At 67.9% G+C, this 19,642-nt stretch carries 22 protein-coding genes and 1 tRNA gene; 13 read left to right on the plus strand and 10 right to left on the minus strand.

The annotated features are described in order from the left end of the window. Positions 1-4 precede the first annotated feature (4 nt). Positions 5-1,144, plus strand: coding sequence for a 3,4-dihydroxy-2-butanone-4-phosphate synthase (gene ribB, locus VEC57_04865; protein ID HYB98448.1), 1,140 nt, complete (start codon positions 5-7; stop codon positions 1,142-1,144). A 76-nt stretch (positions 1,145-1,220) separates the two neighbouring features. On the opposite strand, the gene VEC57_04870 is transcribed toward ribB, so the two are convergent. After that, on the minus strand, positions 1,221-1,808 hold the full coding sequence (locus tag VEC57_04870; GenBank protein HYB98449.1) for an acyloxyacyl hydrolase: 588 nt from the start codon (positions 1,806-1,808) through the stop codon (positions 1,221-1,223). 13 nt (positions 1,809-1,821) lie between these two features. Between VEC57_04870 and VEC57_04875 the strand changes: the two genes are divergently transcribed. The 6 genes from VEC57_04875 to VEC57_04900 all read left to right on the plus strand — a co-directional run bounded on the left by VEC57_04875 (position 1,822) and on the right by VEC57_04900 (position 5,582). Further along, positions 1,822-2,409, plus strand: coding sequence for a thioredoxin family protein (locus tag VEC57_04875; protein HYB98450.1), 588 nt, complete (start codon positions 1,822-1,824; stop codon positions 2,407-2,409). 4 nt (positions 2,410-2,413) lie between these two features. Continuing rightward, positions 2,414-3,907, plus strand: coding sequence for a DEAD/DEAH box helicase (locus tag VEC57_04880; GenBank protein HYB98451.1), 1,494 nt, complete (start codon positions 2,414-2,416; stop codon positions 3,905-3,907). A 4-nt stretch (positions 3,908-3,911) separates the two neighbouring features. After that, entirely contained in the window at positions 3,912-4,763 is an 852-nt protein-coding gene (locus VEC57_04885; GenBank protein ID HYB98452.1) for a 1-acyl-sn-glycerol-3-phosphate acyltransferase, read from the plus strand. Between the two features lie 3 nt (positions 4,764-4,766). Then, entirely contained in the window at positions 4,767-4,964 is a 198-nt protein-coding gene (locus tag VEC57_04890; GenBank protein HYB98453.1) for a hypothetical protein, read from the plus strand. A gap of 31 nt (positions 4,965-4,995) precedes the next feature. After that, positions 4,996-5,214: a glutaredoxin family protein gene (locus VEC57_04895; protein ID HYB98454.1), complete on the plus strand. Its 219-nt coding sequence runs from the start codon at positions 4,996-4,998 to the stop codon at positions 5,212-5,214. A 71-nt stretch (positions 5,215-5,285) separates the two neighbouring features. Next, a complete protein-coding gene (locus VEC57_04900; protein ID HYB98455.1) occupies positions 5,286-5,582 on the plus strand; it encodes a hypothetical protein in 297 nt (98 codons plus the stop codon). Between the two features lie 66 nt (positions 5,583-5,648). On the opposite strand, the gene VEC57_04905 is transcribed toward VEC57_04900, so the two are convergent. Beyond that, a complete protein-coding gene (locus tag VEC57_04905; protein ID HYB98456.1) occupies positions 5,649-5,882 on the minus strand; it encodes a hypothetical protein in 234 nt (77 codons plus the stop codon). 124 nt (positions 5,883-6,006) lie between these two features. Between VEC57_04905 and ileS the strand changes: the two genes are divergently transcribed. From ileS to VEC57_04935, 6 genes are all read left to right on the plus strand, one after another. Next, a complete protein-coding gene (gene ileS, locus VEC57_04910) occupies positions 6,007-8,772 on the plus strand; it encodes an isoleucine--tRNA ligase (protein HYB98457.1) in 2,766 nt (921 codons plus the stop codon). Between the two features lie 22 nt (positions 8,773-8,794). Continuing rightward, positions 8,795-9,274 (plus strand): signal peptidase II, encoded by a 480-nt coding sequence (gene lspA / locus VEC57_04915; GenBank protein ID HYB98458.1) that lies wholly within the window; start codon positions 8,795-8,797, stop codon positions 9,272-9,274. A gap of 93 nt (positions 9,275-9,367) precedes the next feature. After that, the gene (locus VEC57_04920; GenBank protein HYB98459.1) at positions 9,368-9,823 is read left to right on the plus strand and encodes a glycine zipper domain-containing protein; all 456 of its coding nucleotides are present in this window, start codon (positions 9,368-9,370) and stop codon (positions 9,821-9,823) included. Positions 9,824-9,833: 10 nt separating this feature from the next. Beyond that, a complete protein-coding gene (locus VEC57_04925) occupies positions 9,834-10,664 on the plus strand; it encodes an OmpA family protein (protein HYB98460.1) in 831 nt (276 codons plus the stop codon). Between the two features lie 263 nt (positions 10,665-10,927). Then, on the plus strand, positions 10,928-13,021 hold the full coding sequence (locus VEC57_04930; GenBank protein HYB98461.1) for a hypothetical protein: 2,094 nt from the start codon (positions 10,928-10,930) through the stop codon (positions 13,019-13,021). Positions 13,022-13,179: 158 nt separating this feature from the next. After that, the gene (locus VEC57_04935; GenBank protein ID HYB98462.1) at positions 13,180-13,512 is read left to right on the plus strand and encodes a hypothetical protein; all 333 of its coding nucleotides are present in this window, start codon (positions 13,180-13,182) and stop codon (positions 13,510-13,512) included. Between the two features lie 97 nt (positions 13,513-13,609). Here VEC57_04935 and VEC57_04940 read toward each other — a convergent pair whose 3' ends face one another. The 8 genes from VEC57_04940 to VEC57_04975 form a co-directional block, all read right to left on the minus strand. Further along, the gene (locus tag VEC57_04940) at positions 13,610-14,023 is read right to left on the minus strand and encodes a nitroreductase family deazaflavin-dependent oxidoreductase (protein HYB98463.1); all 414 of its coding nucleotides are present in this window, start codon (positions 14,021-14,023) and stop codon (positions 13,610-13,612) included. Positions 14,024-14,130: 107 nt separating this feature from the next. Beyond that, on the minus strand, positions 14,131-14,520 hold the full coding sequence (locus tag VEC57_04945; GenBank protein HYB98464.1) for a PaaI family thioesterase: 390 nt from the start codon (positions 14,518-14,520) through the stop codon (positions 14,131-14,133). Further along, positions 14,517-15,032 (minus strand): PaaI family thioesterase, encoded by a 516-nt coding sequence (locus VEC57_04950; GenBank protein ID HYB98465.1) that lies wholly within the window; start codon positions 15,030-15,032, stop codon positions 14,517-14,519. Before VEC57_04950 ends, VEC57_04945 begins: the two co-directional genes overlap by 4 nt. A 93-nt stretch (positions 15,033-15,125) precedes the next feature. After that, positions 15,126-16,478, minus strand: coding sequence for an AGE family epimerase/isomerase (locus VEC57_04955; GenBank protein HYB98466.1), 1,353 nt, complete (start codon positions 16,476-16,478; stop codon positions 15,126-15,128). 135 nt (positions 16,479-16,613) lie between these two features. Then, positions 16,614-18,026, minus strand: a complete 1,413-nt coding sequence (glnA, locus tag VEC57_04960) for a type I glutamate--ammonia ligase (protein HYB98467.1) — start codon at positions 18,024-18,026, stop codon at positions 16,614-16,616. A 63-nt stretch (positions 18,027-18,089) separates the two neighbouring features. Further along, positions 18,090-18,428, minus strand: coding sequence for a P-II family nitrogen regulator (locus VEC57_04965; GenBank protein HYB98468.1), 339 nt, complete (start codon positions 18,426-18,428; stop codon positions 18,090-18,092). A gap of 282 nt (positions 18,429-18,710) precedes the next feature. After that, positions 18,711-19,538 (minus strand): TerB family tellurite resistance protein, encoded by an 828-nt coding sequence (locus VEC57_04970; protein HYB98469.1) that lies wholly within the window; start codon positions 19,536-19,538, stop codon positions 18,711-18,713. 23 nt (positions 19,539-19,561) lie between these two features. Continuing rightward, positions 19,562-19,638, minus strand: a tRNA-Pro gene (locus VEC57_04975). Between the last annotated feature and the right edge of the window lie 4 nt (positions 19,639-19,642).

Below are 19,642 nucleotides of genomic sequence, written 5' to 3' on the forward strand. Positions count from 1 at the left end.
CCCGATGTTCTCGAACGCGCCCAGGCTCGACCGCGAAGGCGGCTCGCCGATTTCTCCGGTGCCGGAGGTCGTCGACGAGATCCGTGCGGGCCGCATGATCGTCCTCATGGATGACGAGGACCGCGAGAACGAAGGCGACATCGTGGTGGCGGCCGAGAAGGTCACGGTCGAGCAGGTCAACTTCATGATCCGCCAGGCTCGCGGCCTGATCTGCATGCCGATCACCGAAGAGCGCATCGCGCGCCTCGGCCTGCGCATGATGGTCACCGAGAACACGGCGCCGCTGGGCACCGGCTTCACCGTCTCGATCGACGCGCGCGGCTGCACCAGCGGCGGCGTCACCGCGCGCGACCGCTGGTGCACCATCCGCAAGGCGGCCGAGGACGGCGCCGACGCGTCCGATTTCGTCATTCCCGGACACATCTTCCCGCTGCGTGCGCGGGAGGGCGGCGTTCTGGTGCGCACCGGCCAGACCGAAGGCTCGATCGACCTGTGCCGCCTGGCGGGTCTGCGACCGGCAGCGGTGATCTGCGAGATCCTCAACGAGGACGGCACGATGGCGCGCCTGCCGGATCTCGTGCGTTTTGCGCGCGACCATTCGCTGAAGATCTCCACGGTCGCCGATCTCATTCAGTACCGCCTGCAGAACGAGTCGCTGGTGGAGCGTGTCGCCACCGCGCGGCTTCCCACGCGTTACGGCGGCGAGTTCACGGCGCACGTCTATCGCTCGAGCGTCGAGGAGGGCGAGCACCTGGTGCTGGTCAAGGGCAGCATCGATCCGGACCGGCCCGTGCTGGTGCGCGCGCACGCCGAATATCTGCCGGGCGACGTCTTCGGCTACACGGTTCGCAACACGGCGGCGGTGCTGCAACGGGCGATGGAGAAGATCGCTTCGGAAGGAGCGGGCGTCGTCCTGTACGTTCGCCGCCGCGGGCGCGGCGCCGAGATCCTGGCCGAAGACGGCGACGGTCCGGTCACCACCAATCCATCGGCGCGCCTGGCCAACTTCAAGGACTACGGCATCGGGGCGCAGATCCTTCGCGACCTCGGCGTGCGCAAGATCCGCCTGCTCACGAACTCGCCGTTCCGTCTTCCCAACCTTTCCGGCTACGGGCTCGAGGTCGTCGAGGTCGTTCCGGTCTGAAGGCCGATCCGCGCATCGTGCGGCTCATCGACGCGCCTTGGCCGCGGCCGATCGCCGTCGGATGACCGCTGCGGGCCTACAGGTCCACCGCCACCACCAGGAAGTGCGCGTTGAGCCCGTCGTTGTGGTCGCTCCACAGCCCGAGATTGGAGATGTGGCGGAACCGGTAGCCGATCGTCCATTGCACCGAGGATTCCGGGCCGAACGCGATGCCGATCCCGGCGTTGTCGCTGAAGTTGACGGGCGAGCCCAGGCCGTAGCCGGACAGGGTCGTGTAGACCAGGCCGATGCCGCCTTCGAAGTAGGGCGAGATGCGGTCCCACCCGGCGACGCGAAGCTGGAAGTACGGGACGACCGAAGCCTCGAACGCCTCCTGGTCCTCGACGATCAGCACCATGGCCAGCGGCTCGACTGCGGCCGAGAAATCGATGTGCGCGCGCTCGAACAGCCGGTCGATCGCGTCGTAGCCGTCGAAGCGCCAGCGCCAGCCGAGACCGGTGGCGACCAGGTCCATCTGCTCCTCGATGGCGTCTTCATCCGGAGAGTATCCGACCGGAATGAACGGCCCGCTCTCGATCGCGCCGGCCAGAGCGACGGACGCTGCACCCGTCGCCACGCTCGCCGAAATCCATACCGCAAGAAAGTGCAGGAAAGGTCGTCTCATCAGCATGTCCTCGATGAAGATTCGGCTGCTCGACCGGCGGGTCCCCGACTCGCAAATCCCCGAATGCTCGGCTACGGTGTGCCGGTTCGTGGCCTACTGCCAACCCACCCCGTCGGTCGTGTCCCGTCTCCGCACACGACGCTCGCGGCTCGCGGCAAAATGCGTCGCTCGCGCCATTGCGCTGGCCGCCGTGTGCGTCCTTGCCGGCGGCGCATCGGCGATGGCGGCGGGCGGCGGCGCGCTGCCATGGGTGCCGTTCACGTCGGAGGCCTACACCAAGGCCGAGCATAGCGGCCAGCCGTTCGTGGTCACGTTCGGCGCCGAATGGTGCGCGCCGTGCAAGGAGATGGAGCAGCGGACCTATACGGATCCGGCGGTGGTGGAGGCGGCCAAAGGCATCCACTTCCTGCAGGTGGACATGACCGGCAACGACTCCTACGCCGAAGTGGTGCGCAAGAGCTTCAAGGTCTTCGGCGCACCCACCACGGTCTTCTTCGGTCCCGACCGAAAGGAGCGCACGCGCCGCATCGGCTTCATCGGCCCGGAAGACTACGTCAAGCTTCTTCGCGAAACGCGTGCGCCGGCATCGGCGAGCAACTGAGGACATGACCTCCGGCCCTACCAGCGCCTCCACCTCGCGGCTTGCCTTTGCGGAGCTCGATCTTCCCGAAAGCCTGCGACGCGGGATCGACGAAGCCGGCTTCGTCCACTGCACGCCGATCCAGGCCGAAACGCTTCCCTTCGCACTGGCCGGCCGCGACATCGCGGGCCAGGCGCAGACCGGCACCGGAAAGACGGCTGCGTTCCTCATCGCCACGTTCCACCACCTGCTTCGCCGGCCGCGCCGGCATGAAGGCGCCGGATCGTGCCCGCGTGCGCTGATCATCGCGCCCACGCGCGAGCTCGCCATGCAGATCCGCGACGAGGCCGAGCTGCTCGGCAAGCACACCGGGCTCAGCATCCACGCCGTCTACGGCGGCGTCGACTACAACAAGCAGCTCGATCGTCTCAAACGCGGCGTGGATGTGCTGATCGGTACGCCCGGCCGCCTCATCGACTACTACAAGCAGAAGGTGTTCACGCTGCGCGACACCGAGGTGCTCGTGGTCGACGAGGCCGATCGCATGTTCGACATGGGCTTCATCGACGATCTGCGCTTCCTGGTGAAGCGAATGCCGCCGCCGACCGAGCGCGTCTCCTCGCTCTACTCCGCCACGCTTTCCTATCGCGTGCTGGAGCTCGCCTACGAGTACATGAACGACGTCCACCGCGTCGCCATCGACGAGGATCAGGTGACCGTCGACCGCGTCGAGCAGGTGGTCTACCACGTCGGTGTCGATCAGAAGATGACGGTGCTGCTCAGCCTGATGGCGCGCGAGAAGCCGCCGCGCAGCCTGGTCTTCGTCAATACCCGCAGCGCCGCCCGCCAGATAGCCTCGCGGCTGGAGCGGCACGGCTATCGCTGCGGCGTTCTGATGGGAGACCTTGACCAGAACAAACGCATCGCGATGCTGCGCGCGTTCAAGAGCAACGACCTGGACATGCTCGTGGCCACCGATGTCGCCTCGCGCGGCCTCCACATCGACGCGGTCACGCACGTGTTCAACTACGATCTTCCGCAGGACCCCGAAGACTACGTGCACCGCATCGGGCGCACCGCGCGCGCCGGCGCCTCCGGCAAGGCGCTGTCGCTGGCATGCGAGCACTACGTGTACTCGCTCGAGGCCATCGAGGAATACATCGGCCTTTCGATCCCGCACAAGTTTCCCGAGCCCGAGCTGCTCATCCTGCCGCCGGCCACCGAGCGCGCCGAGGGCGGCCCGATGCTGAACCTGCACGAGTCGCCGATTCCCGAAAAAGGCGGACGCGGCCGCTCCAGGCGCGGCCGCGCGTCCGGACGCGAGGGCGCGCGCGATGGCGGGGCGCGCAAGGGCCCGCCGCCCGAGCGCGCTGCGAGCAAGCCTGCGGCCAAGAGCGCCGAGGCTCCGGCTGCAGCTCCGAGCGACGGCAACGAGCCGAAGAAGCGGCGACGGCGGCGGCGGCGGCGCAAGGGCGGGGCGGGCGATGGCGCCGCAACGGCATCCAACGAGCCGTCCTGATCGCATGGCGGCTGCCCGCCTCGATTCGCCGCTCACGGCGGCGGGTAACGGCGCCGCATCCCTGGTACCGCGCCGCCGCGCCGGTCACGGCGCCTTCGAGATCGACCACGAGCTGCGCGAGCGGCTTCGGCCGGCGGTGCGCTTCTTCTTCGAACGCTACTGGCGCGTCCGAACCCGCGGTCTCGCCAACGTGCCCAGGCACGGCGGCGCCATCCTCGTCGGCAATCATTCGGGCGCGCTGCCCGTCGATGCGGCGATGGTCGCGTACGCCGTCGACGATCCCGGCAATCCCGACTCGCCCAGACGCGTGGCGCGAGTTCTCTACGACCGCTTCGTGGACGGCATGCCGTGGCTGGCCGACATCTATCGCCGCGCCGGCGGCGTGCCCGCGCGCTACAGCGTGGCCGAGGAGCTGGCACGGCGCGGCGAGCTGGTCGTGATCTTTCCGGAGGGCATCGACGGCGTCGCCAAGCTGTTCGACCAGCGCTACCGGCTGCAGCGCTTCGCGACCTCGGCCGCACGCCTGTCGTGCAGGTATCGCCTGCCCGTCATTCCCTTCGCCGTCGTCGGCGCCGAGGAGGCGTATCCGGTCATCGGGCGCAGCGCCGAGGCCGGCCGTCTGGTGGGCGCGCCGTATCTGCCGATCACGCCGTTCTTTCCCTTGCTCGGCCCGCTGGGCATGCTGCCGCTGCCGAGCAGGTGGACGCTGGTGTTCGGCCCGCGTATCTACCTGTTCCGCGAACGGCGCTTCCGCGACGGTCGCGATTTCGATGCCATGACCGAGCGCCTGCAACGCAGCGTGCGGCTGCTGCTGGAGCGGGCCGTGCGCGAGCGACAATCGGTTCTGCTGGGGTGAGGGATGGAGGAAACGATCAAGATCGGGGATCAGGTGGTGCATCAGAGCCACCCCGGGCGCTTCGAGGTCGTCAAGATCGAGCCGACGCCCGGCATGAACGTCTACAGCAGCATCCTGACCATCCGCAGCAAGGACGGGCTCGAGATGCGCGTGCTCGAGACGACCGTGCGGCCGGTCGAAGGCGACGGCCTGCGCATCTGACGGACCATTGGCCGCAAGACGTGGTCGCGACATGGCGGTTACGCTCTACACCCAAGACGGCTGCCGTTTCTGCGATGCGCTCCGCAACGGCCTGCGCGAGCGCGGCGAGCGCTTCACCGAGGTCAACCTGACGAGCAATCCGCAGGCCGTTCCCGAGCTGCTCAAGCTCACGCGAGGCCGCCGCATCGTGCCGGTCGTGGTCGACGGCGCCAGCATGCGGATCGCGCCCGATGGTGGAAGCGAATTCTAGCCGCGCCACCGGGCCCGGTGCGCAAAGAAAGACTGGTCAGGAGAAAACGAGCCGTGTATGTTTGCGGCGTCGTGAACGAGAAGCGACTGTTCCTGCACCTCGGTGACCGTGTCTACAACGCGTACCACGAAGAGTGGGGCGTCGGCTCGGTGGTCGAGGAGATGACGTCGACCGTCGTCGGCGGAACCTGTCTGGTGCGCATCCTGTTCGAGGACGGCCAGCAGCGGACGTTCCACAACGATCTGGATCACGACATGTGCTGCTACTTCCTCGGCATGCGCCGCGAGCTGTCCTTCGACTGGGACCGCATGCAGCGGACCACGCAGCGAGCGGCGTCCGCGCGTCCGCGCCGGCGCATTTCCGGCTGATTCCGGCCCGCTTCCCGTCGATTCGATCGTGTCGCGCCTGCCGGTGCGGAGGCGCGCGAGTGGATTTCAGCGCTTCAGCGTCGGGTTCTGCGACAGCGGCCGCCCCTTGGCGTCGGTGCGCGGAATGTTGCGCTTGCGCAGCGTGGCCAGCGTGTCGCTGTTGACCCACGGCACGCCCATCGCGCACGGACGCGGCTGGCCGTCCTCGGAGACGACGGTGGGGCCGGGCCGCCGGAAATTGACCTGCAGACGTTTGGCCATGTCACGCGCCATGTAGCGCGGATACGTTGCCGGTTCCATCGCGCCGGCGAGAGCCGGCGCGTCCGTGCGCTCATCGGGGCATGACGCGGCCCGCCCCCGAAGTTGCCACCCCGTCACACCGTTGGTATGCCCCGAGCCTTCGCGACCACCTGGCCGGCCCGCCATGGACTACAAGCACACACTCCAGCTTCCGAGCACGGACTTTCCGATGCGTGCGAACCTGCCGCAGCGCGAGCCGGCCATGCTGGAGACGTGGCGCCAGGAGCGCATCTACGAGCGCATGCTCGAGGTGCGTCAGGACCGGCCGCTGTTCCTCCTGCACGACGGACCGCCCTACGCGAATGGCCACATCCACATCGGCCATTCGATGAACAAGATCCTCAAGGACATCAACGTCAAGTACAAGGCGCTGGCCGGGTTTCGCGCGCCGTATCGTCCGGGCTGGGACTGCCACGGCCTGCCGATCGAGCTGGAGGTCGAGAAGCAGATCGGCCGCAAGGCCAAGTCCGAGATGAGCCTGGTCGAGGTGCGCCGCCTCTGCCGCGACTACGCCGACCGCTACGTCGACATCCAGCGTCGCGATTTCCAGCGCCTGGGAGTGTTCGGCGAGTGGGAGCGGCCCTACCTGACCAAGGACTTCGACTACGAAGCGCGCGAGGTGCGCGAGCTGGCCGACATCCTGGCCACCGGCGCCATGTTCCGCGGCCGCAAGCCGGTGCACTGGTGCGCGTCGTGCCGGACGGCGTTGGCCGAGGCCGAAGTCGACTACGACGAAAAGACGTCGACGTCGGTCTTCGTCGCGTTCGCGCTGCCGGCGCAGGGGCCGCTGGCGGCGTTCGCGGACCGATCCCTGGCCATCGCGATCTGGACGACGACTCCCTGGACGCTGCCGGCCAACCTGGCCGTAGCGGTCGGTCCCGATTTCTCCTACTCGCTCGTCGAGGCCGGCGAGCGCGCGCTGGTCGTCGCGACCGACCTGGTGGAGCCGCTGCGCGCACGTCTTCAGCTCGGCCAGACGCTGGCGACGTTCCGGGGCATAGAGCTCGAAGGCATCGAAGCGCGCCATCCGTGGATCGACCGTGCCTCGCGGATCGTGGTCGGCGAGCACGTCGGGCTCGATACGGGCACCGGCGCCGTCCACACCGCTCCCGGCCACGGCCATGACGACTACGTCGTCGGCCAGCGCTACGGCCTGGAGGCCTATGCGCCCGTCAACGCCGCCGGTTGCTTCACCGAGGAAGTGCCCGACTTCGCCGGCCGCTTCGTGTTCGAAGCCGACGCGGACATCGTCGTGCTGCTGCGCGAGCGCGGCGCGCTGCTCGGCGAGGAGCCGATCCGGCACAGCTACCCGCACTGCTGGCGGTGCAAGAAGGCCATCATCTTCCGCGCCACCGAGCAGTGGTTCCTTTCGATGGAGCACAGCGGGCTCCGCGCCCGGGCGCTTGCCGCCATCGATGAGGTGCGATGGGTGCCGTCGTGGGGACGCGAGCGCATCCACGGCATGATCGCCAACCGTCCCGACTGGTGCCTGTCGCGCCAGCGGGCCTGGGGAGTGCCGATCGTGGCGCTGCGCTGCGCCGGCTGCGGAGAGGTTGCAGCCACGCCCGAGCTGATGCGCCATGCCGCCGACATCTTCGAGCACGAAGGCTCGGACGCATGGTTCGCCCGCCCCGTCGCCGACTTCGTTCCCGACGGATTCTCTTGCGCCGGCTGCGGCAACGCGCAGTTCGAGCGCGAGACGGACATCCTGGACGTGTGGTTCGACTCGGGCGCCAGCTTCGCCGCCGTCGTCGAGCAGGACCTCGGCTCGCAGACGATCGCCGATCTGTACCTGGAAGGCAGCGATCAGCACCGCGGATGGTTTCATTCGACGCTGCTGGTGTCCGTGGCCACGCGCGGCCGCGCGCCCTACCGCAGCGTGCTCACGCATGGCTTCGTGCTCGACGGCGAGGGGCGCAAGCAGAGCAAGTCGCTGGGCAACGTCGTGGCGCCGCAGGACATCCTCAAGACCTACGGCGCCGACATCCTGCGCCTGTGGGTGGCCGCCGAAGACTACAGCGACGACGTGCGCATCTCCGACGAGATCATGAAGCGGCTGGCCGATTCGTATCGGCGCATCCGCAACACGTGCCGCAATCTGCTGGCCAACCTCGCCGACTACGATCCCTCGGCGCACGCGGTCGCCGCCGCCGACATGAGCGAGCTCGATCTTTGGGTGCTGTCGCGCCTGGACGAGTTCGTCACGCGCTGCCGGCGTGCCTACGACGAGTACCAGTTCCACATCGTCTTCCACGCGCTCAACAACTTCTGCAGCGTCGACCTGTCGGCGCTGTACTTCGACATCGTCAAGGACCGTCTCTACTGCTCGGGCAAGGACTCGGTGGAGAGGCGCAGCTCGCAGACGGCCATGCACGCGATCCTGCTGGCGCTGGTGCGGGTGATCGCGCCGGTCCTCTGCTTCACCGCCGACGAGGTCTGGCGCGCCATTGCGCCCGCGCAGAAGCCGTCCGGCGGCGACCCGACCAGCGTCTTCCTGTCCGACTTTCCCTCGGTCGACCCTGCCTGGCACGACGAGGCACGCGCGTCGCGCTGGGCGCGCATCTGGGAAATCCGCGCCGTGGTCACCAAGGCGCTGGAGGAGCAGCGCCGCGCCGGCATCCTCGGGCAGTCGCTCGAGGCGCGCGTACAGCTGGCCAGCTCGGGCCGCGATGCGGAGCTGCTGACCGAGCTCGGCGAGAAGGCGCTTTGCGAGCTGTTGATCGTCTCGCAGGTCGAGCTCGTGCACGGCGTCGGAGACATCGAGGTCGCGGTCGAGCGCGCACGCGGCGGCAAGTGCGGCCGCTGCTGGAAGTTCAGCGAGAGTGTGGGAACCCACGGCGATCATCCCGAGCTCTGCGACCGCTGCCACGGCGTCGTGGCGAGCCTCTGATCGCTTCCAGGAGAACGAGAACTTGAGCGGCAAGCTGGCGGCCCTCCTGGCCACCCTGATCTTCGTCGTCGACCAGTGGGCCAAGAGCCGCATCGTCAGCGAATTCCAGCTCGGCGAGTCGCGCCCCGTCATCCCGGACTTTTTTTCGCTCACCCACGTGCGAAACCGCGGCGGCGCCTTCGGCCTGCTCGCCGACCTGCCGCCGATCTACGGTCAGCTCCTGTTCGTGGTGTTCGCCATGGTGACGGTGGCGCTGCTGGCGTGGATGCTGCGCCGCACGCCGCGCCAGGATTTCTCGCAGCGCCTGGCGCTGACATCGGTCATCGGCGGTGCCATCGGCAATCTCTACGACCGCATCCGTTTCGGCGAAGTCGTCGACTTCCTCGACGTGTACGTGGGCGCGTGGCACTGGCCCGCCTTCAACGTCGCCGACAGCTTCATCACCATCGGCGTCGTCCTGCTGTTCTGGGGCGCGGTGCGGCCCGAGCCCCAGCGCCGCTAGCGCGCGCACTCGCACGCCTCGCGAAGTGGCGATGCGCGCTGCGGATGAAATAGAATCGCGGTTGCTCTAGTCGAAAGAGCCGGAGGAGGAGACATGAGCAGTCGTGGAAGTCTGGTGGTGTTCGCGACGACGATGGCTCTCGGAATCGCCGTCGCCGGTTGCGCGTCGGGGCCGATGACGCGGCGTGAGGAAGGGCTGGCGGCAGGCGCCATCGTCGGCGCCGGCTCCGGAGCGGTGATCGGGGCCGCCGCGGGCGATCCGGCGGCGGGCGCCATCATCGGCGGCGCTCTGGGCGCGATCACGGGCGCTGCCATTGGCGACGCGCAGCAGGCACGGGAGCAGGAAGCGTACTATCTCGAGCAGCGCGCTCGGGAGCAGGAATACGAGCTGGCCCGGCAGCGCGCGGAGATCGAGCGTCTGCGTCGCGAGCGCGGAGAGCCCGGGTATCGCGACCCCTACGAGCCTCCCTACAGCCAGCCGCACGGCTACTACTCGGAGCGCTACTACGAGAGCCGTCACAACGACGACGGCGACTATTACGAGTACTGAGGAACGTTCGATGAAAGAGCACGATGCGCGGCGCGACGCAGCGCGTGCCGACGGCGCCGCTGACGGCCGGCGCAGGTCCGCCTCCGCCGTCCGGCATGGCGACGGCGCCTGGCGGGCTGCATGGGGCGCAGGGTGGGCAGCCGTCGTGGTCCTCGTCATCGCGGGGTGCGCTTCGGGTCCTCCCACGGCACGCGAGCACGGCATGGCCACGGGCGCGATCCTCGGTGCCACGAGCGGCGCCATCATCGGCCAGGCTGCCGGCGGCACGGCCGAAGGAGCGTTGATCGGTGGGGCGGTCGGCGCCATCGCCGGCGGCGCCATCGGCGATCAGCACGACGCCTACCACCGGCGCAACGCCCCGCTGCACGAGGACGTTGCGCGCCGCGACGCCGAGATCGCCCGCAACCGCGCGCTCATCGCCGAGCTGAGGGGCCGCAGCGTCGCCGTCTCGTCCGATGCTCGCGGCGTGGTCGTCACGCTCCCCGACGTCTTCTTCGCATTCGACAGCGACCGCCTGACGCCCGACGCGGTCGTGGCCATCGCGGACATCGGCGAGGTTCTGCGCGGACCGCATGCATCGGGGCGCCGCATTGCCGTCGAAGGCCACACCGATGCCGTCGGCACGCGCCAATACAACCAGTGGCTGTCGGAGCGCCGTGCATGGGCGGTGGCGGATGAGCTGGCGGCGCGCGGCGTCGACCGCCGGCGGCTGGCCGTACGCGGGTTCGGCGAAGCGTTCCCGGTGGAGCCGAACGTGCTTCCCGACGGCTTCGACAACCCCCGCGGACGTGCACGAAACCGGCGTGTGGAAGTGATCGTTCTCAACCCGCCGCTGGGCTGACCGCCCGCCGTGTGGCTGCGCCAGGGCGGCAGCCGCGCGCGGGCGCCGGGCCCAGCCGCGCCTTGCCCCCACCTGGCCAAGGGGCCGCCGGGCCGCCGGCTCCTACCTTCGACCGACGGTTCGGAAGCAGGATCCGCCCCGGACGGCAGGCTTCTGGCCCTCAATTCGACCGCTGCAAAGCTTCTGAGGCCAAGGCTATAGTCAGCCGCGCCGACTCGGGGCTACAAAAGAAGGGAACCGCGCATCTCAAAGGAGGACCGTGCATGTCTTGGAAGTTGGCCTCACGCCTGTCGCTGTCCTTTGCTGCATCCCTGTTCGCGCTGGTGCTGTCGCTGCCGGCGGCGTCCGAAGCCGCTCAGGGCGACTGCAGCCAGCCCGTCACGTCCGGTCAGAACCCCACCGCCAGTGACTGCCTGTACATCCTCAAGAGCGCAGTCGGCACCGAAGAGTGCGAGATCTGCGTGTGCGACACGACGGGCAACGAGGAGATCCAGGCCACCGACTCTCTGCTTTGCCTCAAGTACGCGGTCGGACAGCCGGTCGAGCTGAATTGCCCCGAGTGCGATACCACGACCACCAGCACGTCGAGCACGAGCACGTCGAGCACCAGCACGTCGACCACCACCACGACGCTGGGAGGTCCGACCACCACGATCGACACACCCACGACGACGATCGATACGCCCACGACCACCATCGACACGCCGACGACGACGCTGAGCAACACGACCACCACGGTCGATACGCCCACGACGACGATCGATACGCCGACGACGACGCTGGTTGCCGCGGGGGCCTGCCCCGGCTTCGGCGAGCTGACGCTGTACTCGGGCTTCGGCGAGCTGTGCAGCAACAACGCCGATTGTCCGGTCGGCACCTGCAACAACGAGCGCGGCCGCTGCCAGACGGTGACCGAGCTCGACAGCGGATGGACGGGCCTGGCGCACGACTCCGACATCAACAACGAGACGCTCAGCCGCGGCTTCCTGGACTGTCCGGGAACCGGCGGCGCCTGCGGTGTCTGCTCGGTCGAAGGCCTGGATCCCTCCATCGGCAACTGCCGGTGCGCCAACAACAACCAGGCGGTGTGCGACGAGAAATTCGCGGCCGATGCGGACGACTGCGGCGGCCAGGTCTGCAACTGCTACTTCGGCGCGCCCTTCCCGCTCTCCTCGGGCGGCACGCCGGCCTGCATCGTCAACCGCTTCTTCGAGGACATCTCGGGAACGGCCAATCCCGATACGGGCTCCGGCGCGATTTCGGCGAACCTGCGTACGCAGGTCTTCCTCGGCATCACCACGAGCAATCCGTGTCCGGTCTGCGGCGGCGTCTGCTCCAACGACGACACGCAGACGTGCATCTTCGATGCCGACTGCGGCGACGGCAACACCTGTCAGGATGACCCGACCGCCAACGACGGCAACCGCGGCGGCGTCTGCGTGGACGGCCGCAACATCGGAACGGCCTGCGACGTGAACGCCTACAACACCTCGTTCCCGGCCATTCCCAACGCGCCGGGCGGCGCCGGCTACAGCATCGACTGCTTCCCCGATACCGGCAAGAACGTGTCGGGCGCGGGCCTGGTCATCCAGCTGACGCAGACGACCGGGACCCAGCAGCTCGACTTCGACGTGCCGTGCGGCAACGGCGACCTGCTCTGCGCCTGCCGGCAGTGCACGACCGATGCAACGGTGCCGTGCGACGATGATGCGGACTGCGCGTCGCAGTCGGGCGCGTGCAGCGTCTCCAACAAGTTCCTGTGCACGTCGAACAACGACTGCTCGAGCGTCAATGCCGGCACGTGCCTGACGATCAAGCGCTGCAGCCAGGCGACGTCTCTGACCTGCAACACCAACACCGACTGCCTCAATCGCAACGTGGGCCAGTGCAATCCGTCCACCTGCAGCGCGAACGGCACCGGCGGCTTCCCGTCGCCGAACCAGTGCCAGGGCGGGCTGTGCGAGGACGCCGGCGACGAGGAAGGCTTGTGCACCGAGGGCCCGGACGAGAGCAGCTGCGATGCGGTGGTGAAGGCCAACGGCGACGGCATCCTGTCGTGCTCGGTCAACGCCGATTGCGAGCCAGCATCGGTCGGTGTCGACGCCGGCAACTGCACGCTGGTCAAGCGCCGCGAATGCTTCCTCGACCCGATCGTGGCCACCGGACAGGCCAGCCCGACCATGCCGGTGGGAGCGTCCGTGTTCTGCATCCCGCCCACGAGCAACCAGCCCATCAACACGGTGGCGGGTCTGCCGGGGCCGGGACGCGTGACCAATCAGGCGATCTCGCGGACGTTCTGCGAGAACGCGCCGGAGACGCAGTACACGCCGGGCGTGGGCGGCTGCCCCGCAGAATAGGCGAGAGGGTACGATACGGTGAAGCGCGAACGGCCCGCTGCGAAAGCAGCGGGCCGTTCTGCATTCGGCCTGCCTGCCGCGAATGAATGCGGGGCCGGCCCGGTCCAAGCTGTATCCCAGAACGAAGGTGCGGCGCCGGCTGCACCGCAGGAGAAGCCATGAAGACAGCAGCTCAATACGCAGTGTGTGCGAGTCTGGCCGCTGGATTGATCTTGCCGCTCGCGGCGGCCGCCGATGAGACGACCGTCATCCGGGAGACTCCGGACGGCTACGTCGAAACCTACAAGGGCCCCGACGGCAGCTACACGCACAAGCAGAGCGGGCCCAAGAGCAAGACCGCATACGAAGGCAATGGCGTCCAGTTCAAGGAAAGCTCCAATGGAGTGGTGACCAAGCGGGTCTACCAGGACGCCAACTGCCAGCAGAAGACGGTCTCGAACGCGAAGACCGGCGAGACCACCGTCGTTTCCGAAGGCAACTGTCCCCGCTGACGATCCTCAGCAGATGCGCGAGAGCGCGTGCGTTGCGGCCCCGGCGGCTACCGTTGCCGGGGCCCCTTTGCATCCGGACGGGTGCCGGCGCGTGTACCTAGCGCGGGGAAAGCAGCACCACCGGAATGTCGCGCGTGGTGTTGGCCTGGTAGTTGTCGTAGTCGGGCCACATTCGCACCATCTGCGGCCAAACTCGCTTCTTGTCTTCGGCGCTGCCGGTGCGGGCGGTCACCGGGATGACCCGGTCGAAGACCTGGATCTCCACGTCGGGATGCGCCAGCAGGTTCTTGTACCAGCCAGGATGATCGGGATAGCCGCCCTTGGAAGCCACGACGACGTAATCGTTGCCGTCGCGGCCATAGCAGAGCGGGAACTTGCGGACCTCGCCGCTCTTGCGGCCCTTGGTGCGAAGGATCAGGCAGCTGGTGCCGTTCCAGTCATGGCCGACCTTGCCGTCCGTCGCCTCGTACTGTCGAACATGCTCATCGCCGAAAAGACTGAAGTCTGGCATGCGCGGAGCCTGCCACGCTCGCGATGAGAAACAAGCTCACCGGCAAGCGGCACACGAAGGCCCGACGTCGCCTCTTCGACGTCGCGCTCGCGCGTCCTGACGACGGCTCAGAGCAGGAAGTTTCCGACGCCCGTGGCCACCGGCCTGGCGGGATCGTCCTGCCAGGCCACGACGCGGACGTTGGCGATGCGCCGGCCGTGCTTGACGATCTCCGCGCGGCCGCGCGTGTCTCTGGGCCCGGCCGAGCGCAGGTAGTCGATGCTGAAGTTGATGGGCCGTGCCACCCGTTCCTCCCCTGCCAGCTCGACCAGGTGGAGCAGCGCCGTGAGCTCGAGAAACGCACCGACGACACCACCGTGGATGGCGGGAAGGACGACGTTGCCGACGATGTCGGCGCAGAACGGCATCACGCAGATCAGTCCCTCGCCGGACGTCTCGAGGCGAATGTCGAGATAGCGGGCGTAAGGGATGGCAGCGACCGCATCGGCAGCTTTCACGATCGCCCGGCCTCCAGCGCTTCCTTGCCGCGGACGATGGCCTTCTGCCAGGCGTCCGGGTGCAGCGGCCCGACCAGCATAAACGTCGCCAGCATGCTGGCGAACGGGTCTTTCTCATCGGCGTCCCACGCCGTGCCGCGGACGAACGCGACGTTGCTCGTCAGCTTGTAGCACTCGGCGCGCGCCGTCAGCTCGGCTCCGGGCTGGGCCGCGCGCAGATAGTCGATGCGAAGGTCCAGGGTGGCGATGGTCTTGAACTCCGGAAGCGAGCACTGCACCGCGATGCCGCTGGCCTGGTCCAGCATCGTCGTGATGACGCCGCCGAAGACGACGCGGCGCACGGGATCGCCCACTAGCTCCTCGCGCCACGGCAGACGAAGGATCGCGAAGCAGGGACCGATCTCGTGCACGCGCATGCCGAGCCGGACGGCCTGCGGAACGTGAGCCACGAGCTCGTCCCGCCCCTGCCCGAACAGAGCCTGCATCGCGAAGATTCGGCCGGAATCGGACACGCGTGCTGGCGCTATCGTGATCGTCGCCGCGCCGCAAGCCGTGCGGCAGCGGCTGCTGCATCGGGAACGGAAAGGTGACGGCCATGCGGCAGGTCACGCATTCCGGTGAGCCAATGACGTCACGTGCCCCGGGCCAGCTGGCGTTGGTGGGCTGGCGCCGCTTCGCGTGGTGATGCGGATCAGCTCGAGCAGCGCTCGTCCTTCATGCGACGCGTCCTTCCAGGCCGTGCCTTTGGACGATTGGCCGCGCGGCAGCGACGGCGCCCGTGCCGGCCACCACCACGGCAGCAGATCGAGGCCGTGCGAATAGATCCCGCCGTGCCGCGCGTCCACGAACGCGCGCACGATGTAGCTCCAGAGCGCGACGTACTCCTCGTGCAGCTCCGCGCGCGGTCGCTGCCGATGCTGATCCATGATCGTCCGCAGCGCTTCGAACTGCACCCACCAGACCTTTCCGCCCGCGGCAACCGCGTGCTCCACCCACGCGTAGGCGCAAGCGGCGGCGGACTGCGCGGCCGCAGGTCGCACCTCGCCCGCCAGGAAATAGCCGCCGGCGCGGTCGCGCGCGTGCTCGCGAAGGTAGCGCAGGATGCGACGGCTGGCATCGTCGGCCGGGAACGGCAGCGCCGCCTGCGCGCGGGCCGCGCTCAGCCTCCACGCCGTCTGCAGGGTGGTCCCCACGCGCACGCGGTGCGGGACCGGCGTCCAATCGCGAAGGCAGAAGAAGTGCAGCGCTCCGTCGTGCGCCAGCAGGCGCTGCTCGAAAAGCGTGACCAGCTCGACCAGGCGCGTGCGCACCGTGACGTCGGGCCACACCGAGTGCAGCGATGTCAGCGCCTCCAGAAGATCGGAGTGCGTGTTCGAATCCTTCAGGCCGACGGGAGTTCCGATCGGATCCAGGCGATCGCGCCAAAGCGATTCGCTGGCGCTATCGATGCACCGGCCGTCGCGTGTGAAGAACTGGAGATAGCCGCCGTGCTCGCGGTCGAAGGCGGTGTTCTCGAGCCATTCGAATGCCTGCTGCGCCAGGCGCAGAGGCGCAGCCTCGCAGGTCAATCGGTGCACCGCCACGCAGGCCGCGATGGCGTAGGCCATTCCGTGCACGTGCTTGGTGTGATTCTCGAGTACGCGCCCGGCGCGGTCGCAGCGGTGGAACCAGCCGCCTTCGGTCGCGTCCCACATCGTGCCGGCCAGGCAGGCGAAGCCGTGACGCGCCGCCGCCGCCACGGCGGCATCGCACGGATCGGCCAGAGCGGCTTCGGCAGCGAACAGCGTCTGACGCGCCTGGAACTCGAGCAGCTTCTCGTGCGTGCCACAGGAGCGCCACTTCCGGTCGAAATCGCACCGGAAGCCGCCGTGCTCGTGGTCGAGCGAGCGCGGGAACCAGACGTCGAGGACGTGGCGGCGCAGAAGGGCCTGCAGTTCCTGCGTCGAGGGCGCGGACATCTGCGCGATCTATACCGGATCGATGGACGCTCCCACTTGCCTGGCGGTGGAATAGGGGGCGCGCGCACGCAAAAAAATCCCGCCACCGTCTCCGGTGGCGGGATCTTGCAAGGCCGATCTTCGAGAGACGAGGACTCAGCAGTCGTAGTACAGCTCGAACTCGTGCGGATGCGGACGCAGCCGGATCGCATCGATTTCGCGCGAGCGCTTGAACTCCACCCACGTCGAGATGAAGTCCTCGCTGAACACGTCGCCCTTGAGCAGGAAGGCATGGTCTCTTTCCAGCGCGTCGCACGCATCGGCCAGACTGCCGGGAACGCTGGGCACGTCGTGGAGCTCGGCCTTCGACAGCGAGTAGATGTCCTTGTCCAGCGGCTGGCCCGGATCCAGCTTGCGCTCGATGCCGTCGAGGCCGGCCATCATCATCGCCGTGAACGCGAGGTAGCCGTTGGTGCTCGGGTCGGGGAAGCGGACCTCGATGCGCTTGGCCTTCGGAGAAGGCGAGTACATCGGGATGCGGATCGCGGCCGAGCGGTTGCGGCTCGAGTAGGCCAGGTTCACCGGCGCCTCGAAGCCCGGCACCAGGCGGTGATACGAGTTCATCGTCGGGTTGGTCAGCGCGCAGATCGCCGAGGCGTGCTGCAGCACGCCGGCGATGTAGTGCAGCGCCATCTGCGACATGCCGCCGTACTTGTCGCCGGCGAAGAGCGGCTTGCCGTCCTTCCACAGCGACTGGTGCACGTGCATGCCCGATCCGTTGTCGAGGAACAGGGGCTTGGGCATGAACGTGGCGGTGCGGCCGTGGCGGCGCGCCACGTTCTTGACGATGTACTTGTACCACATCAGCCAGTCGCCCATCTCGACGAGCGGCTGGAAGCGCATGTCGATCTCGGCCTGACCGGCGGTGGCGACCTCGTGGTGCTGGCGCTCGACGCGGATGCCGACCTGCTCCATCACCTGGCACATCTCGGTACGGATGTCCTGGAAATGGTCGGTCGGCGCCACGGGGAAGTAGCCTTCCTTGTAGCGGATCTTGTAGCCGAGGTTCTGTCCGCCGTCGTCGGCGCTGTTCCACGCGCCTTCGATCGAATCGACCTCGTAGTAGCCCATGTTCTGGCGCGTCTCGAAGCGGGCCGAGTCGAAGATGAAGAACTCGGGCTCCGGCCCGAAGTACGCCACGTCCGCAATGCCGGTGGAGCGCAGGAACTCGACGCCCTTGCGCGCGATGTTGCGCGGGTCGCGGTCATAACGCTCGCGAGTGATCGGATCCTCAATGTCGCAGATCAGCGACAGCGTGGGCCGCTCCATGAACGGATCCATGACGGCGGTCTTGGGGTCGGCCACCACGAGCATGTCGGAGGCATTGATCGCCTTCCATCCACGGATCGAGCTGCCGTCGAATCCCAGCCCCTCCTCGAAGATCGACTCTTCGAGCTCGCTGATCGGCGTGCTGAAGTGCTGCCAGGTTCCGAGAAGGTCACAAAACTTGAAGTCCACCACCTCGGCATTGTTTTCCTTGGCGAACTTCAGGGCTTCCTTTGGTGTCATTGGACGAGGTCCTCCCTGCTGCGAGTACTGCGAGTACGAAATGAACGGAGCGGCGCCTCTCGCTTAGAGCGCTGCTTCGCCTGTCTCTCCGGTGCGGATGCGGACGACCTCGTCTACCGTGGTCACGAAAATTTTTCCGTCTCCGATGCGCCCGGTGCGGGCTGCCGCGGTGATGGCCTCGACCACCTGGTCGACCTGGTCGTCCTTGACGATGACCTCGAGCTTCACCTTCGGCAGGAAGTCGACGACGTATTCGGCGCCGCGGTACAGCTCGGTGTGTCCCCGCTGCCGTCCAAAGCCCTTCACCTCGCTGACGGTGATGCCCTGAACCCCGACCCCTCCGAGCGCCTCTTTCACCTCGTCGAGCTTGAAAGGCTTGATGACTGCTTCGACCTTCTTCATGGGTTTCTCCTTGCCGCTGTGGCACGACCTTCTGCGCGTGGCGGCCTGGTCCCGTGGCCTGGCTCTTCGAGTCCCCGAGCCATCCCGCACAGGCAATAAGCGTCACTTATGGCAGTGCCCGCTTCTGCTTTTTGCAATTGCGGTGCCACCTGCGCCGCAACGAATTCAGCGAGTTAGCCTGCGCCAGTTCGCCGGTTTCTGCCCGGAAATCCGGCAGTGCACGCCGCATGAGCAAGCATGAGCAAGCAGTCGCGGCGCGGCGCCCGCCGAACGCGGTCAGCCTCAGGGAACGAGGCCGGCATTCTTCAGCGTGTCGTAGGCCGCGTTGATCGCCCGCATTCGTGTCTCGGCCACGCGCCGGAACTCCTCGCCGAGATGCGTGACGCGGTCGGGATGGTTCTCCTTGGAGAGCCGTCGCCAGGCCTGCTTGATGTCGTCGGCGCTGGCGCCGCGGTCCAGGCCCAGGGTGGCCAGGGCCTGGTTGATCGATACGGAGCCCTGCTGCCGCGGCCCCCGGCTCTGCTGCTGCTGGTGCTGGTCGCTGCCGGCGCGCGCCCAACCGAAGCTGTTGACGAACGGGCCCAGGCCCAGGCGATTGGCGACTTCGTCGAGAAAGCGGCCTTCGGCCGGCCCCATCTTGCCGTCGGCCACGGCGACGCGCGTCAGGACATCGAGCACGATCATGCGGGCCTGCAGGTCGTAGTTGGTCAGCAGCCGCTCGCACAGCGCGGCCACGGTCAGCGTCGATCGCCGCGATTCCTTGACGAGATCGCGCACCCACAGCAGGCGCTCGGCGCGGTAGCCGAGATCGTGCTGGAAGAAGTGGCGGATGGCGGTGACCTCGCGGCGATCGAGCGGGCCGTCGACCTCCGCGAGCTTGACCAGCAGCTCCACCAGCGTCTCGACGAACAGGCGCTGGCCCGGCGCCTGCCGGGCGTACATGCCGAGCGCACGGCGGCGCAGCCACCAGGTGCCGATCGTGCCCGCCGCGACCAGAAACAGGGTGAAGAAGACGGCGACGCGCGCCAGGCCCACCAGAAGCGGCGTGCCGCCGACGAGCGCCAGCAGCAGGAGCATGAGCAGGCAGCCGAGATTGGGGCTGAAGATCAAGCAGCAACGCTCGCCGAGAGGAATGGTCGGGGTGAGAGGATTTGAACCTCCGGCTCCTGCGTCCCGAACGCAGTGCTCTACCAGGCTGAGCTACACCCCGAGGA

This window comes from Candidatus Limnocylindrales bacterium, assembly GCA_035626395.1.
GTDB lineage: Bacteria > Desulfobacterota > Binatia > UBA1149 > CAITLU01 > DASPNH01.

What these genes read in the sequence shown, in the direction of transcription:
- VEC57_04955 (HYB98466.1), bottom strand. Translation starts at nt 16,478, where the DNA reads ATGTCCGCGCCCTCGACGCAGGAACTGCAGGCCCTTCTGCGCCGCCAC.
- ileS (HYB98457.1), top strand. Translation starts at nt 6,007, where the DNA reads ATGGACTACAAGCACACACTCCAGCTTCCGAGCACGGACTTTCCGATG.
- VEC57_04935 (HYB98462.1), top strand. Translation starts at nt 13,180, where the DNA reads ATGAAGACAGCAGCTCAATACGCAGTGTGTGCGAGTCTGGCCGCTGGA.
- VEC57_04905 (HYB98456.1), bottom strand. Translation starts at nt 5,882, where the DNA reads ATGGAACCGGCAACGTATCCGCGCTACATGGCGCGTGACATGGCCAAA.
- VEC57_04875 (HYB98450.1), top strand. Translation starts at nt 1,822, where the DNA reads ATGAAGATTCGGCTGCTCGACCGGCGGGTCCCCGACTCGCAAATCCCC.
- VEC57_04880 (HYB98451.1), top strand. Translation starts at nt 2,414, where the DNA reads ATGACCTCCGGCCCTACCAGCGCCTCCACCTCGCGGCTTGCCTTTGCG.
- VEC57_04965 (HYB98468.1), bottom strand. Translation starts at nt 18,428, where the DNA reads ATGAAGAAGGTCGAAGCAGTCATCAAGCCTTTCAAGCTCGACGAGGTG.
- VEC57_04885 (HYB98452.1), top strand. Translation starts at nt 3,912, where the DNA reads ATGGCGGCTGCCCGCCTCGATTCGCCGCTCACGGCGGCGGGTAACGGC.
- VEC57_04920 (HYB98459.1), top strand. Translation starts at nt 9,368, where the DNA reads ATGAGCAGTCGTGGAAGTCTGGTGGTGTTCGCGACGACGATGGCTCTC.
- VEC57_04890 (HYB98453.1), top strand. Translation starts at nt 4,767, where the DNA reads ATGGAGGAAACGATCAAGATCGGGGATCAGGTGGTGCATCAGAGCCAC.
- ribB (HYB98448.1), top strand. Translation starts at nt 5, where the DNA reads ATGTTCTCGAACGCGCCCAGGCTCGACCGCGAAGGCGGCTCGCCGATT.
- glnA (HYB98467.1), bottom strand. Translation starts at nt 18,026, where the DNA reads ATGACACCAAAGGAAGCCCTGAAGTTCGCCAAGGAAAACAATGCCGAG.
- VEC57_04870 (HYB98449.1), bottom strand. Translation starts at nt 1,808, where the DNA reads ATGAGACGACCTTTCCTGCACTTTCTTGCGGTATGGATTTCGGCGAGC.
- VEC57_04895 (HYB98454.1), top strand. Translation starts at nt 4,996, where the DNA reads ATGGCGGTTACGCTCTACACCCAAGACGGCTGCCGTTTCTGCGATGCG.
- VEC57_04940 (HYB98463.1), bottom strand. Translation starts at nt 14,023, where the DNA reads ATGCCAGACTTCAGTCTTTTCGGCGATGAGCATGTTCGACAGTACGAG.
- VEC57_04925 (HYB98460.1), top strand. Translation starts at nt 9,834, where the DNA reads ATGAAAGAGCACGATGCGCGGCGCGACGCAGCGCGTGCCGACGGCGCC.
- VEC57_04930 (HYB98461.1), top strand. Translation starts at nt 10,928, where the DNA reads ATGTCTTGGAAGTTGGCCTCACGCCTGTCGCTGTCCTTTGCTGCATCC.